At 67.3% G+C, this 13,872-nt stretch carries 16 protein-coding genes; 11 read left to right on the top strand and 5 right to left on the bottom strand.

The features are described from left to right. Nucleotides 1-114: 114 nt before the first annotated feature. A complete protein-coding gene (locus tag ACTOWY_RS08840) occupies nt 115-426 on the top strand; it encodes a hypothetical protein (RefSeq protein WP_441309113.1) in 312 nt (103 codons plus the stop codon). A gap of 16 nt (nt 427-442) precedes the next feature. Here ACTOWY_RS08840 and ACTOWY_RS08835 read toward each other — a convergent pair whose 3' ends face one another. The 3 genes from ACTOWY_RS08835 to ACTOWY_RS08825 are packed head-to-tail and all read right to left on the bottom strand — an operon-like array spanning nt 443 to nt 1,756. After that, nucleotides 443-922, bottom strand: a complete 480-nt coding sequence (locus tag ACTOWY_RS08835; RefSeq protein ID WP_441309112.1) for an SRPBCC family protein — start codon at nt 920-922, stop codon at nt 443-445. Next, the gene (locus tag ACTOWY_RS08830; protein ID WP_441309111.1) at nt 919-1,242 is read right to left on the bottom strand and encodes an ArsR/SmtB family transcription factor; all 324 of its coding nucleotides are present in this window, start codon (nt 1,240-1,242) and stop codon (nt 919-921) included. The genes ACTOWY_RS08835 and ACTOWY_RS08830 overlap by 4 nt, the downstream gene beginning before the upstream one ends. 34 nt (nt 1,243-1,276) lie before the next feature. Next, nucleotides 1,277-1,756: an HAD domain-containing protein gene (locus ACTOWY_RS08825; protein WP_441309110.1), complete on the bottom strand. Its 480-nt coding sequence runs from the start codon at nt 1,754-1,756 to the stop codon at nt 1,277-1,279. A 38-nt stretch (nt 1,757-1,794) separates the two neighbouring features. Here ACTOWY_RS08825 and ACTOWY_RS08820 point away from each other — a divergent pair, with 38 nt between their 5' ends. The 5 genes from ACTOWY_RS08820 (at nt 1,795) to ACTOWY_RS08800 (ending at nt 5,101) form a co-directional block, all read left to right on the top strand. Continuing rightward, on the top strand, nt 1,795-2,157 hold the full coding sequence (locus tag ACTOWY_RS08820) for a BlaI/MecI/CopY family transcriptional regulator (protein ID WP_441309109.1): 363 nt from the start codon (nt 1,795-1,797) through the stop codon (nt 2,155-2,157). Next, nucleotides 2,154-3,101, top strand: coding sequence for a M56 family metallopeptidase (locus tag ACTOWY_RS08815; RefSeq protein ID WP_441309108.1), 948 nt, complete (start codon nt 2,154-2,156; stop codon nt 3,099-3,101). Before ACTOWY_RS08820 ends, ACTOWY_RS08815 begins: the two co-directional genes overlap by 4 nt. 69 nt (nt 3,102-3,170) lie before the next feature. Continuing rightward, complete coding sequence (locus ACTOWY_RS08810) at nt 3,171-3,875, top strand: DsbA family protein (RefSeq protein WP_441309107.1); 705 nt, start codon at nt 3,171-3,173, stop codon at nt 3,873-3,875. Then, nucleotides 3,872-4,684 (top strand): cytochrome c biogenesis CcdA family protein, encoded by an 813-nt coding sequence (locus ACTOWY_RS08805; protein ID WP_441309106.1) that lies wholly within the window; start codon nt 3,872-3,874, stop codon nt 4,682-4,684. Before ACTOWY_RS08810 ends, ACTOWY_RS08805 begins: the two co-directional genes overlap by 4 nt. A gap of 9 nt (nt 4,685-4,693) precedes the next feature. After that, on the top strand, nt 4,694-5,101 hold the full coding sequence (locus tag ACTOWY_RS08800) for a helix-turn-helix transcriptional regulator (protein ID WP_441309105.1): 408 nt from the start codon (nt 4,694-4,696) through the stop codon (nt 5,099-5,101). Nucleotides 5,102-5,531: 430 nt separating this feature from the next. On the opposite strand, the gene ACTOWY_RS08795 is transcribed toward ACTOWY_RS08800, so the two are convergent. After that, nucleotides 5,532-6,623 (bottom strand): helix-turn-helix domain-containing protein, encoded by a 1,092-nt coding sequence (locus ACTOWY_RS08795; protein ID WP_441309134.1) that lies wholly within the window; start codon nt 6,621-6,623, stop codon nt 5,532-5,534. 318 nt (nt 6,624-6,941) lie between these two features. On the opposite strand from ACTOWY_RS08795, the gene ACTOWY_RS08790 reads away from it, so the two are divergent. The 4 genes from ACTOWY_RS08790 (at nt 6,942) to ACTOWY_RS08775 (ending at nt 10,077) form a co-directional block, all read left to right on the top strand. Next, on the top strand, nt 6,942-7,160 hold the full coding sequence (locus tag ACTOWY_RS08790; protein ID WP_441309104.1) for a hypothetical protein: 219 nt from the start codon (nt 6,942-6,944) through the stop codon (nt 7,158-7,160). Then, entirely contained in the window at nt 7,160-7,450 is a 291-nt protein-coding gene (locus tag ACTOWY_RS08785; protein ID WP_441309103.1) for a hypothetical protein, read from the top strand. Before ACTOWY_RS08790 ends, ACTOWY_RS08785 begins: the two co-directional genes overlap by 1 nt. A gap of 435 nt (nt 7,451-7,885) precedes the next feature. Beyond that, on the top strand, nt 7,886-9,040 hold the full coding sequence (locus ACTOWY_RS08780; RefSeq protein WP_441309102.1) for a methyltransferase domain-containing protein: 1,155 nt from the start codon (nt 7,886-7,888) through the stop codon (nt 9,038-9,040). Nucleotides 9,041-9,753: 713 nt separating this feature from the next. After that, nucleotides 9,754-10,077, top strand: a complete 324-nt coding sequence (locus ACTOWY_RS08775; protein ID WP_441309101.1) for a helix-turn-helix domain-containing protein — start codon at nt 9,754-9,756, stop codon at nt 10,075-10,077. Nucleotides 10,078-10,456: 379 nt separating this feature from the next. On the opposite strand, the gene ACTOWY_RS08770 is transcribed toward ACTOWY_RS08775, so the two are convergent. After that, nucleotides 10,457-11,998 carry a recombinase family protein gene (locus tag ACTOWY_RS08770; RefSeq protein WP_441309100.1) on the bottom strand — a complete coding sequence of 514 codons (1,542 nt, stop codon included), beginning with the start codon at nt 11,996-11,998 and terminating at the stop codon, nt 10,457-10,459. A gap of 22 nt (nt 11,999-12,020) precedes the next feature. Between ACTOWY_RS08770 and ACTOWY_RS08765 the strand changes: the two genes are divergently transcribed. Beyond that, nucleotides 12,021-13,856 (top strand): ATP-binding protein, encoded by a 1,836-nt coding sequence (locus ACTOWY_RS08765; RefSeq protein ID WP_441309099.1) that lies wholly within the window; start codon nt 12,021-12,023, stop codon nt 13,854-13,856. The last annotated feature ends 16 nt before the right edge of the window (nt 13,857-13,872 follow it).

Genomic DNA, 13,872 nt, shown 5'->3' with positions numbered 1-13,872 from the left:
GATTTCCCGGGTCGTGTTCGCCGACCGGCCCGGGGATCAACGCCGGAAGGCGCCCGCACGGTACGCGGGCGTCTTCCGGCGTCAGCTGTCGGTGCCGCTCACTAGGATTCCGCCGTGCACGAGACCCAGGGCCGGTGGGCCGCGATGGTGGAACAGAGCCAGCACGGCCAGGAGGCCTACGTCTGGGCGCTGGGCCCGATCCAGCCCGCGGCCAGCCGCGAGCACGCCAGGGCGGTCGCGGCTGAGCTGGCCCGGAACTACCGCCCGACCCACCCGCGGCGGCTACGGCGCCGGACGGTGTTCCAGCAGAGCGAGGACACCCTGTTCGTCGTGCTGGAGGGCATGACCAGCAAGTACCACCTGCGAATCAGCGTGGTCGAACTGGTCGCCGACCTGGACGCCGAAGGCAGGCCGTTCCAGGGCTGAGGTTATTGCCGCACAACTAGCCGGCCTCAGTGCACAGCGCGAGGTAGCGGTCCAGGTACAGCGGCCAGCCCGCGTCGCCCGCGACGCCGTCGGCCAGGGACTCCCAGCCGGGGCCGTGCCGGTCGATGTTGCGGTGCTCCAGCTCCACCCGGGTGCGCTGCGGCGTCTCGGCGATGAACCGGATCTCGACCTCGCTGGTGTTCTCCGGTTCGGTCTCGACCTGCCACTGTGGACTGATGTCCCAGCTGAACACCACCCGGTCCGGCGGCTCATAGGTCAGTACGCGCGCCCAATGGCATTCGCTGCCGTCCACGCCGCGATCGTAGATGTGCCCGCCGACCCGCGGTTCGAAGACGGTTTCGGAGATTTCCGCACCGAGCAGGTTGTGCTCGGCGGGCTTGAAATCCCCGAACCGCCGGGTGAACACGTCAAAGGCCCGCTCGACCGGCGCCTCGACCACGATCTGCTTGCGTACCACCGCGGTTACCTGGGTCATGAACCCTCCTCAGTCGATTGTTCGACTACGTCCTCGTAGCCGCTCAGTGCTCGGTTCCAGAACGTGTCCAGCTGATCGCGCAACGCGGCCACCCCGGCCGGGTTGAGCCGATAAATCCGCCGGGTGCCCGCCATCCGATCGGTGACCAGACCGGCGTCCTTCAGCACTTTGAGGTGCTGGGACACCGCAGGCCTGCTGACCGGTAACTCCTCGGCCAGCTCCCCGACCGCACGCGGCCTCTCGGCCAGGCATTCCACGATGGCGCGCCTGGTGCGATCACCCAGCGCGTCCCATCCGTCCCCAACTTGGTTAGCGCCCACGAACGGTAAGTATTGACTTACGGTTGCGTCCGAGTCAAGGCCGCGGCCACTCGCCGAGCGCGGCGTAGTCGGCGTCGGCGAGCCCCAGTCGCGGATCAACCCGGTGCAGCGGGGCAGGTCCCGGATGGTGTGCCGACACCCAGGCCCGATCAGCGTCGGTGATCTCGTCATCGACCCAGAGGAACGCCCGCCCCGCCGCCCAGTCGACCAAGGCCCGGGTCTTCCAGTGCAGTCCGGCGCGCTCGTCCTGCTCCTCGAACTCAGCGGATTCCGGCCACTCGACGACCGCCAGCTGTGACAGCCCGAGCCGGGGCGCGATGCACTCGTTCGCCTCGTTCATCCAGGTCGTCGCCCAGACCAACTCGCAGTCGAGCGCCGTCAACCGGGGTCCGTGCTGGGGGTTGATCCTGGCCAGCAGTGGGTTCCCGCCGGACTCGGGATTCGCGTACAGCTGGGACTCGCCATCGAAGGGGATGAGCGGTCCGTCGACGTCGAGGAAGAGCAGTGGCCGCACCCCCCATATACTAACCCGGTTAGTACTTGGGAGGTGTGATGCGCGGTCTGGGTGAGCTGGAGAGCAAGGTCATGGACGTCCTCTGGGACGCCACCGAACCCCTGCGCGTCCGCCAGGTCCTGGACCGCCTCGCCGACCCCCGGCCACTCGCCTACACCACCGTCATGACCATCCTGGACAACCTGCACGGCAAGGGACTCGTCCGCCGCGAACGCGCAGGCCGGGCCTACGAGTACCTGCCAGCGGAGACCCGGGCCGAGGTCGGCGCGCGGTTGCTGCGGGACGTGCTCGACTCCAGTGGCCACGCCGAAAGCGTCCTCCTGCACTTCGCCCGCTCGGCCTCACCGGCCGAGACCGACATCCTGCGGCGCGCGCTACGCAAGCGGCGGGACCCGTCATGACCCTGGCGCTCGGACTGCTGCTCGCGGCGGTGCTGGTCGCCACGGTCGGGCCGGTGTACCTGCTGGGCACGGTGCGGCCGAGTGTGCGGCCGGGGCTGGCGCTGGCCGGGTGGATCAGTTCACTGGTGCTGGTGCCGCTGTGCGCGGTGATCTCGGCGACCCTGCTGCTCCTGCCCTGGTGGAGCGGGTTGGACGGGGCGATCGGGATGGCGGACAGCTGCGTCAACCTGGTGCACGCCGAGGGTGTGGTGGACTGGCTGGATCTACTCCGGCTCGGCGCCGCGCTGGTGTTGTTCGGGCTGCTCGGCTGGGTCGGACTGGTCGCGGTGCGGATGGTGCGGGCGCAGCGCCGGTGGCGGGACGAGCACGTGTCACTGCTGCGGTCGGTGTGCCGGGCCGGGCGGGATCGGGTGCTGTGGCTGGAGGAGGACCAGCCGGTCGCCTACAGCGTTGGCGGCCGGTCGGGTTGCGTGGTCGCGACGCGCGGGGTGGCCGCGTTGAGTGCGCCGCAGCGGGACGCGGTGCTGGCGCACGAGTACGCGCACCTGCGCGGTCGGCACCATCTGCTGGTGTTGCTCGCCGGGATCATGGGCGCGGCGTTGCCGTTCATTCCGTTGTGCCGCAAGGCCGCGGGCACGGTTCCGGTGCTGGTGGAGCTGGCCGCGGATGCCGCCGCCGCCCGGGAACACGGGCCGGGGCCGGTGCGGGCGGCGTTGCTGGCGGTGCGTGAGCACGGCACGCCGGCCGCGGCGCTGGCCATGTCCAGGGACGCCGTGGACGCCCGGTTGTGCTGGCTGGACCAGCAGGGTGGTGGGCTGCGCTGGTTGCCGGTGCGCTGGGACTACCCCGTGGCCATGCTGTTCGCGCTGGCCCCGGCCGTGGCCGCGGCCGCACTCGTCGCCTGCGCGGTGCTGGCCTACTGCATCGGGGCCGCCGGTTACTGACCGCGGACGAACTACTAAGCTACTAAGTAGGTTAGTAGTATGTGTCCCGGAAGGACGGTGCGGACGAGCATGCGGCGGAACCCGGTAGGACGGGATGGCTGGCTGGCCATCGTGGTCGCGGTGGCCGCGATCGGCCTGGTGGTGTACCTCATCGTGCGCCCGGCGGGAGAGAACTCCGGCCCGGCCGCCACCTCCTCGGCGGGTCAGAACACGACCAGTTCACTCGCCAACCTCGCCCGCCGGACCTCGGGTGATCCGCTGGCCCAGGGCGTGGTCGGCGCGCCGGTGGTGCTGGTCATCTACTCCGACTACCGCTGCCCGTTCTGCGCGAAGTTCAGCCGCGAGCACGAGCCCGCGCTGGTCAAGCAGTACGTCGGTGACGGGACGCTGCGCATCGAGTGGCGGGATCTGCCGATCTTCGGCGAGCCGTCCATGCTGGCGGCCAGGGCCGGGCGGGCGGCCGCGGCGCAGGGCAAGTTCTGGGAGTTCAACCACGCGGTGTACGCCGAGGCCCCGGCCAAGGGCCACCCCGACCTGACCCCGGAGGTGCTGCGCGAGTTCGCGCGCAAGGCGGGCGTGCCCGATCTGGGCCGGTTCGCCACGGACCTGGGCGGCACCGCCTTCGACGAGCAGATCGGCCGGGACGCCGCCGAAGCCCAGTCCCTCGGATTCACCGGCACCCCCGCCTTCATGATCAACGGACGTCCGATCGTCGGCGCCCAGCCGGTGCAGCGGTTCCAGGAGATCATCGAAGCGGCGAAGTCCCGGCCGTGACCGACATCGGCCTGCTCGGCGCGCTCTTCGGCGGGGTGTTGTCGCTGGTCAGCCCCTGTTCAGCCTTGCTGCTGCCGTCGTTTTTCGCCTACGCCTTCGATCGCACGGCAGCCCTGCTCGGCCGCACCGCGGTGTTCTACGCCGGGCTCGCGCTGGTGCTGGTGCCGCTGGGCGCCGGGGTCGGCGCGATCGGCTCGCTGGTCACCCGCTACCGCGACACCGTCACCCTGGTCGGCGGGATCGTGCTGGTGCTGCTGGGGGTGATCACCATCCTGGGCAAGGGTTTCGCCCTCGGCGCGGCGCAACGGGCGGCGGCCCGGATCCGGATCTCCTCCACCGCCTCGGTGTTCGCGCTCGGCGCGGTGTACGGGCTGGCCGGGTTCTGCGCCGGGCCGCTGCTCGGCGCGGTGCTCACCGTGTCCGCGGCCGGCGGCGACCCGGTCTACGGCGGCCTGCTGATGGCCGTCTACGCCTTCGGCATGGCCGCCCCGCTGTTCCTGCTCGCGCTGCTATGGGACCGGTTCGACCTGGGCAACCGCGGCTGGCTGCGCGGCCGCACGATCACCATCGGCACCTGGTCAACGCACAGCACCAGCCTGCTCTCCGGACTGCTGTTCATCGGCATCGGCGTGCTGTTCCTGCTCACCGACGGCACCGCCAACCTGGGCGGGCTCGCCGACGTGGACAGCCAGTTCTCGCTGCAGGTCTGGCTCAGCGGGATCAGCGCCCGGGTACCCGATCTGCTGCTGGTCCTGCCGGTGGCAGGGCTGGTGCTGGCAGTGCTGTGGCGGCGGATCCGGGCGCGCTAACCTCGACCGGTGATCGGTCGGTTCGGCTTGGCGTTGCGGCAGGCCAGGACGCTGGCCGGGCTGACCCAGGAACAGCTGGCGGAACGGTCCGGGGTCGGCGTCCGGACCATCGGCGGCCTGGAAACCGGCACCCGCGGCGACCCACGCCCATCCACCGCCCGGCGCCTGGCCGACGCCCTCGAACTGGATCCGCCCGACCGCGCCCGGTTGCTGGCCGCCGCCGTGGACGACCCGGCCCAACCGACCGGTCGGGACGATCTGCCCGGCGACCTCGCCGATTTCACCGGCCGGACCGCGGAAATCGACCGGCTGCTGGCTGTGGGCGACGGCCGGGCGGTAGTGATCGAGGCCATCGACGGCATGGCGGGCGTGGGCAAGACCACCCTGGCGGATCCGGAATTGGTACCCATATTGTGACCTGCGAAGACTGCCAAGCGATCGGCTTCCGGCCCCGTCAGTGACCATCGGCCGGGGTGACCGGCTGAGGTAGAGGTAGGCACCCGGGCTCACACATTGTGGCTATGGATCTTGGGAAACTGGTGGGGTACGGGTAGGGCCCGCTACCTGGCTCTACCCGCTACCTGGCAGGTCACCACGGCTACGGCCTTTCAGTGGAGGGTCTGCCGGGGCCTACCTCAGCAGAGGCTGGCAGACCCTGGCGGTCCTTCGCGGACTGCGGAGCCATGGGCCAGGATGGCGGCATGAGCCTGCTGATGTTGGGCGGATCGTGGTTCTTCGGCCGGACCATCGTTGAAGCCGCGCTGTCCCAATGACGGGATGTCACGCCGTTTCGCCGTGGCTAGACCGGTCATCGTGTCCCGGGGTCAAGCGGATTCCCGTGAGCCGACTAGATCAACTCGTCAACAGCTTTGAACCGGTCGTCAGTCCGGGCCGAGGGCATTCGGGACGCGTACACCTTGGCCCTGTTCAGGGTGGCCTTGGCCGCGTCCAGTGCGCCTGTCCGGGCGTGAGACTCGGCAAGCCAGGACAGATACAAGGCCACCTCACGTGAGTGCGCGTCCGGATAGGTGGCCACGGCCGCTGTCAGCAACGGCTCAGCCGCGCCAGGGTCGCCGAGTTCGATCATGCATCGTCCCGCCATGACGTCGATTTCGGCTCTGTTAAGCCAATAGACCCACTCCGGCTCGTTGATGTCAGGTGATCGCCGTTCGTATGCGTCGTCTACCGCGTCCAATGCCCGTCGCGTCGCGTCGCGGTCCCGAGTCCGGGCGCTAGCCCATGCCACCCGTTCCAGTAGCAGGGCGCGTACTAGCGGCGTAGCACCGTTCGAGCCCTTGACTGCGGTACGGGCGAGCAACAACCCGTCAGCAGCCTTCCCCGTGTTGGACAACTGGTAACTCAGGGACGAAAACAGTTGTGCTGCAAGGCAATGGTTGTCCGCAGCGTCAGCGGCTGAGACCCCAGACAGGTAGTACCGCTGGGCCTCTCCGTATCGCCCTGCGTCGCTGGCGACCCACCCGGCGAGTTGGGACAGTTCCCCTGCTGCCGTGAGCAGTCTCCGGCCGGTCACCTCGGTGTAGGAACCGTTCCGCACCAACGCTCTCGTCTCGCTCAGCTCTTTGACGATGGCAGGCAACAGGTCGGCGCTTCCTACGGTGTCATCCAGGTGCCTGAGTTCGATGACGCGGGCCTCTGCAGCGTCGGTCAGGCTTACTGCCACCCTGCGCCCCGAACGACGCTGTACGGCCAAAGGAGAGTCCTGGACAAGCCACTCGTGGGCGCGGCGTACCGGATCACTACCGATCGCAACGCCTAGGGCCTGTTCGTAGGCGCTGATCACGTCCGGCACGGGTCGACGCCTTCCGTTCTCGATCAGGCTGAGGTACGACGTGCTGTAGTGCACCAGCTCCGCCATACGAGCGAGGCTGACGCGAGCACCCTCCCGCGCCGCCTTCAGCGCGCTTCCCAGCTCCGACACCGAGCCCCCGTTGTCAAGGTCTGTAAACGGCCAAACCGTTCCGATCGCCGACAGCAACCACAAGACTACTCCCCGGGTGGGACGGCCCGGTTGGTGATCGAGTCCCCCGACTCTTCGCCCAAATCCCAGTCGAGGTGATCCCCACCGAACACGCGGAGAAGGAGCAGAAGGACATGGGTGAGGCCAGTATTGCCATTGCAGCTCTTGTGATCCTGTTGTTGGCCGCCTCGCCGGTCGTGCGCGCGGTTTGTCAGCGGCGACGTGCGAGAGCCGCCGCAGAGACAGCCGTCCGCAACCGGAACGGCGGGTGATCGACACATGAGCAGACGCGCTCGGAGTGCGCGGCGGCTGGCCACGCTGTTGACGCAGAAGTCCGGCACCTTCGTACGGATCTCCTATGACCGCGACACACGCCAATACCGGGTCGTCTGGGCCAAAGGCCCAGACGTGCGCCAGTTGCGCGCGACCGCGACCGCGTGCGCTGATCGGGTACCCGATCTAGACGTCTACGCCCTGCGCTGGGAACGTGACCAGTGATGGCAACCGACCTGGAACGAGATGCCATGTCAGCCGTGCGAAAGCTCGTGCTGTTGGGGTTCACCGGATCAAGCATCGGTGACCCTGCGCTACCTGATGTGCTGATGTACGGGCGTCGAAATCTCGACATGCTGGACGCAGTTCGGGTGTTCGGCCCGGATCAGGCGGAAGCTGTCCGCATCGTTCAGGGCCGACTTGTTCACGAGGTGTCCGGAACACTTCCCGATGTGGTTCAGGCTATCGCGCGGTGGTCATCAATAGTTGCCCACGACGGGCGGAAACTCGGATGAGCCACGAATCGGCGGAGGACACGAGATTGGTAGTCGAGGTCACCGAGAAGTTCTGGACACACACCCTGATGTATCGGGGTAGCGTTCCCGCTCTGGTGATTGACTACGGCGGGTATCAACTAGTCCTGACGGCTCACCGGATGACGGCCTACCGTGCGAAGGAATTCGCACTCTCCTTGGCATCAGCCTCCCTTGGGTTCGCCGGTCTCTGCAACCACCTACTTCTTGATACACAGTCGGGTGATCCCTTGCGTGGATGGACCGACGCAGAGGATACGGGAGGTAACAGCACTCGCTAGAATGGGACAACAGGTCAGAACTATCACTACTCAGTCCATGGAGGATGGCAATGGGTGGAGAGAAACACTCTGTTGAGGACGACAAGCAAACCGGGAAGGGCGACGGCGACGTTGACCCCAAGGAGTACGAGAGTAAGTGAACTCTAGCACCGGTAGCGGAAACCCTTCCGCTTTGGCCGCTAAGCTGCGCTCGGGTGGTGATCTGCCAGCCGAGCGCGCTTCGATATTCGAGACAGTAGCCCGAGAACTGTTCGTCCAGGACCGAATTTGGGTACAACAAACTGACGACGGTCCCTATCAGCCGATAGACCGTGCGATCGAGCCTGAACGGTGGCTAGCCGCCGTTTACTCGAATCGTGTGATCGTGACGCAATTCGATGACGGCCACACCACGTGGCCCGACTCCGGCTACCGGCCTACGTCGTCCGCGTCCATGCCCTCTGCGGTCGCTGGGATGCTCGCAGAGTTGGACGTCCAGCCCGGTCATTCTGTTCTGGAAATTGGAACTGGGACCGGATACAATGCCGCTCTTCTCGCTGAACTCGTCGGCCAACAGGGGCAGGTGACTACTGTAGAGGTAGATACAGCGATTGGTGTCAGAGCGAATAAAAACCTAGAGTCGGCTGGATACATTCGCGTCGACGTTCGTGTCCAGGATGCTGCAACCGTTGCTGTAACGGGTGAATTCGACCGAATCATCGCGACTGCTGGTATTCATATCGGGCACGTGCCCTACTGGTGGGTCGAATCTACTCGCGCGGACGGCGTGATCTTGGCTCCAATGCGTGCCGATCTCGCATCCGGCCCGCTCGTGAAATTCGTCGTCGGCAAGGACGGAACTGCCCTCGGTAAAGCGGTGTCCATGCGAGTCGGCTTCATGGAGATCCGTTCTCATCGAGTGGCGTCTCTAGCATCTGAAAAATTTCGATGGGACGACGAAATCGCGGACCGGTCATCTACTGAAGTCAGCCCCTTTAGTATTCTCCTATACGAGGCACCCCGTTGGGCTGCGGCCGTGGCCGTTCCATCCTGCCGGTACAGCCTGGAGAAAAAGGTACCAGAAAGGGACCACGGGATAGCCTGGCTAAACGATCCCCTCACGGGATCGTGGGCAAGTATCGTTCCCGGATCGAACGGGCAGTACATTGTGCGACAATTCGGTCCACGTCGCCTATGGGACGAAACAGAGGCTGCCTACGTATGGTGGAAGCGCAAGGGAGAGCCGCCCATTGAATCATGGGAATGGAGAGTCACCCCCGATCGGCAGACAATTCAACTAGAAGCCAACTAGCCTCGAAGCGACGAAAGACTCCGACTCACGTAGCCCCGACCGCACCACCCCGACCGGTGAGGGCGGAGGCCAGAGGCATCCACGCATGCCACAGCCTCCGCCCTCACCGTTGTTGATCTACTAGCCGCCTACTGCGCGGCTATTGCAGCCCTATTACACTGGGCTTACCCGACTCGGCCGCGTCACTGTCCACACAGGACCGGACAGGTGCCGCCCCGGCGCATCACGGTCGGCAACACCACCGCGCACAGGGCAGAGCCGCGGCACGCGGTCATCCGCAGCGTGCGCCGTGGGCGTGAGCGCCCAGCGAGCGTCCTGGCTACGGTCCGGACCCCGGTCCGATCGAGTGACCTGTTAGAGCGGTAGCCCCTAGCGTCGCTGTTGCTGCTGGTCAGTGGCTATTGCAGGGCTACCGGTGCTTCGCCCGACTCGGTACCTATTAGGGATCTGATTCAGTTCGGCGCGGGCCGGGCGGGCGCGCAGCCCGATCCCCTCTGGGGGCTGTTTGCTTCCGCGATGTCCAATAACGGTGTCACGTTTGGTTTTCAGGGCATCAGGGTTGTTGACCACGGCAACCCGCTTCCCGTGCCCTGGAGGCCGTGATGTCAGCCGACGCCGTTCCCGGTCACCGCGACCACATCCCGCAGGCTCTCCCGGCCGCTGAGAGGCGGCAGGGCCGCTCCGGCGGGCCTGGCCCTGCCCTGGGGGCGCGGGTGTTCTCTCCGCCCCGTCTGCGGGCCTACCGCCACCGCCGTGCCCTGGCACAGCGCGCCCTGGCCCGGCTGGCCAGGGTCAGCGCGGAGCGGGTCCGTGCCGCTGAAGCCGGGACACACACCCCGGCCGGGCCGGTGCTGGCCCGGCTGGCTACGGCGCTGGAATGCAGCCCAGCCGACCTGTGCGCGCCGGAGGCCACCGCGTGCGACAACGCCCACTATTGGGCGGTGGTGGCCGCCACCGCCCCGCCGATGACCACACGCGATATCGACAGCGTGGGGGCGACTCTGCGGCGGATCTCCGGCCAGGACAAAGCCGCCTGACAGACGCTGCGGACCGCCTCACGGACACGGACCGGGCTGAGCTTCACCCCACGCGCCGACTCCGCGACACGGCGACGCCTGGCCGCCGCGCCCGGCGCACTGGAACGACCCGAACCGGGCGGGTCGGCTGAGCCGACAAGGGCGAGTGATTCACCGTCCCATTCTGTATCCCATTCTGTGTCCCATTCACTGTCCCGTATACGGCGGGACAGTGAATGGGACACCCCAACCGCCACTAAACCGCAGGTAACCCCGTCCGAGGAGGACTGACGCCGCAACTCCGACTGGCTTCTATAGCCACTCATTCCAGTGTGCATGCCCTGCCGGGCAGCGTCGCTGACGCGATCGCAGCCCAGCCAGCGAGTCCGTCCCGCTCCGCCTACTCGCCGAACTCCTCGACCCACGCCTGAGACGGAACCAACCGCAACCGCGCCACATCGAACCCATTGCCGCCCTTGGCCGTGGCCTTGTCCAGCACGATCCGATCCGTGCCCAGCGCACGGGTCAGCAGCACGCGCCGTTCCGGAATCTCGCCCTTCTTCCACTGACGTTCCACCTCTTCCGCAGACATCGCTTTCACGGGCCCGTCGATCTGGCCGCCGGTCAGCCGTTCCCGGGTCGCGAGTAGTTCTTTCAGGCGTTTCGACAGCGGGCGGTTCGCCGCGTCGAACTCGTCAATGTCGATTTCCTCCGCACCTAGCCGCTCCGCCAGGCCGCGCTGAATCCTCTTGATTCGCTCAATGCTGTCCGTGGTCGTGTTCAGTTCCTCGGACACGGCTTCGCGTGCGGCGGAGATCGCGGCGGCATAACGGGAATCGGACAGGCGTGCGATCACCAGTTCTCGCAACTGCTCATCGATTCCCGTCATCGAACCCTGAACCTTGCCGCAGCCTTTGCGGTCGAGTCGGCACCGGTAGGAGCGTTTCCCGTCAGCCTGGCAGCGGGAATACATGGTGACTCCGCACGTGCCACACCGGAGAATTCCGGAGGCCAGGCACTTCTCGCCGACGACGTTCCCTCTCCGGCGGGCCGCGAACTTCGCGCGCAGTTCATAGAACAGCTCCGGCTCGATAATCCTGACGTTCTCGTGGTCGCGCATCTTGCCGACGATGACCCCGTCATGCTCGATCAGTCCCGCGTTGCTGGCACGGTTGAGGATAGCGGCGACTGCTTGGGGGCTCATGGGCTGGCCGGAAACGCTGAGCAGATTAATGTCGATCCAGTGTCGCCAGATCGCTTTCAGTGCCACTCCGTCAGCGTGATCCTGACATGCTTTCGCGATCTGCTCACGTTCCCAGAGAACCTGCTCCGCTGGTGCCTCGGTCATCGATTCCAGGGCGTCTCCCGTTTCCATGCGCTTTTTCCGTTCCCCGACCACGCGTCGGTTTCGCCCCGGGAATCCCAGGGCCCGTGAACCGCCGTTGGTGAGTCCTTGCTCGCGGTTTTCCTGCTTCCGTCGTTTCACGCGTCGTTGGGTGTCATCGCTGGAGCGTGCCGCGTGGGCAACCTCAATCCGCAGGATGAACCGGTCATCCGGGTCGGACAGGTCCCGTGAGCCGTGGGAGGAGATGACAACGAAGCCGTTGTCGGCGAGTTCGATCAGGGTTTCCAGGTCTTTCGGTCTGCGGAACAGGCGGTCAACGTGCCACACGCAGATACCTTGGGAGATTCCGGCGCGGACCCGTTCGAGCAGCTTTTCCCAGTCCGGCCGGACCACTCCCTTTTTCCACGCGCTCAAGCCGTCGGACAGCTCAAGGCCCAGCTTGCCGACCTTCGCGATACGGATGCGGTTGTCGTCCCACTGGGTCTCGATCTTCTCCAGCTCGCCCGTGTCCGGCACCCGGGAGAGACGGCCGTAGGAGTCGATCACAGGGAGGAACAAGGGGTTCTGACCTGCGGTAACGTCGTTTGGCTGGCTCATACGACCAGAGTAGGGTACCGAAGTGGGTTCCGCCCTCGCCGTGCACCTCGCGCACCGGCTGGCCGAACGCTATCCCGACGGCCGGTTGTTCCTGGACCTGCACGGACACGCCAGCGCCGAACAGGCCACCGATCCCGTTGCGGCACTGGAGGTGCTGCTGCGGGCGCTGGGCGTGCCGGGGGACCGGATTCCGGTCGGGCTCGCCGAACGGTCCGCGCTGTGGCGGGCCGAACTGGCCGAGCGGAAAGTGCTGGTGCTACTGGACAACGCCGCCGGCGCGACCCAGGTCCGCCCGCTGCTGCCGGGCTCGGCGGGCTGTCTGGCCCTGGTGACCAGCCGCGGCAGCCTGGCCGACCTGGACGGCGCGCAGGTGCTCTCCCTGGATGTGCTGCCCGAGGCGGAGGCCATCGCGCTGTTCGCCAGTGTCGCCGGAGCGGAACGGCTTGCCGGACAACAGGAATCCGTCGCCGAGCTGGTCCGGCTGTGCGGCTACCTGCCACTGGCCATCCGGATCGCCGCCGCCCGGTTGCGCAGCCGTCCAGTGTGGACAGTGGCCTATCTGGCCGGGCGACTGCGCGACGGCCTGACCGAGCTGAGCACCGGCGACCGTGGCGTGGCCGCCGCGTTTTCCCTGTCCTACCAACACCTCACGCCCGAACAGCAGCGCTTGTTCCGGTTGCTCGGCCTGCATCCTGGACCGGACATCGACGCGCAGGCCGCCGCCGCACTCGCCTGCCGCGCCTCGCACGCCACCGAACGGCTGCTGGAGGACCTTGTCGACGCGCATCTGTTGCAGCAGTGCGTGTCCGGCCGCTACCGCTTCCACGACCTGGTCCGCAGCTACGCCGCCACCGCCGCGGCCACCGACCCGGACCGGCAGGCCGCGCTGACCCGCCTGGTCGAGCACTACCTGCACACCGCGCACGCCGCCGACCGCCTCCTGGAACCCCACCGCGAACCGTTCCCGCTCGAACCCACCGCCACCGCCCGCCCGCCCGTCAACCCCGCCGCCTGGTTCGACGCCGAACAGGCCAACCTGGCCGCGATCCACCAGCTGGCCAGCACGCACGACCTACACCTCCAGGTCTGGCAACTCGCCTGCGCCCTGGACGTCTTCCACCGCCGACGCGGCCAGCTGCACGGCGCACTCACGGTGTGGGAAGCGGGCCTGACCGCCGCCGAAGCCCTCCACGAGCCCGCAGCCCGATCGCGTGCCCACCGCCTGCTCGGCCACGCCCACGCCCGCCTCGGCCACCACGCCGAAGCCGTGCGGCACCTCCGCCAGGCCCTGGACCTGGCCGAACACACCGGCGACCTGCTCGCCCAGGCACACACCCAGCACACCCTCGCCTGGGCCAGCGAACGCCAGGGCGACAACCAGACCGCGCTCGACCACGCCACCCAAGCCCTGCACCTGTACCGGAAACTCGCCCTCACCCGGCGGGAAGCCCAGGCGCTCAACGCGGTCGGCTGGTACCACGCCCTGCTCGGCGAGTACGAGCAAGCCCGCGTGCACTGCGAGACCGCGCTGTCTCTGCACCGCGGCCACCAGGACGGCGCCGCGACCCTGGACGCACTGGGCTACACCCTGGACAGCCTCGGCTACATCGCCCACCACACCGGCAGGCACCCCGACGCCCGCGACTACTACCAGCAGGCCCTCACCGTCTTCCGCGACCTCGGCAACACCTACGAGGAAGCCAACACCCTGGCCAAACTGGCCGCCGCCCAGCACTCCCTCGGCGCGGACGACCAGGCAGGCGACTGCTGGCGGCAAGCCCTGCGGCTGTACCGGCAGCAGGGCCGCCGTCCCGACGCCGACCGCATCCGGCACCAGCTGGCCGCCCTGGCGAAGTAACCGGCCACAAATGGCC

Source organism: Crossiella sp. CA198, from assembly GCF_052078295.1.
Taxonomy (GTDB): domain Bacteria; phylum Actinomycetota; class Actinomycetes; order Mycobacteriales; family Pseudonocardiaceae; genus Crossiella.
Note: the sequence above shows the minus strand (reverse complement) of the source record. Positions and strands in the feature narration are given on the sequence as shown.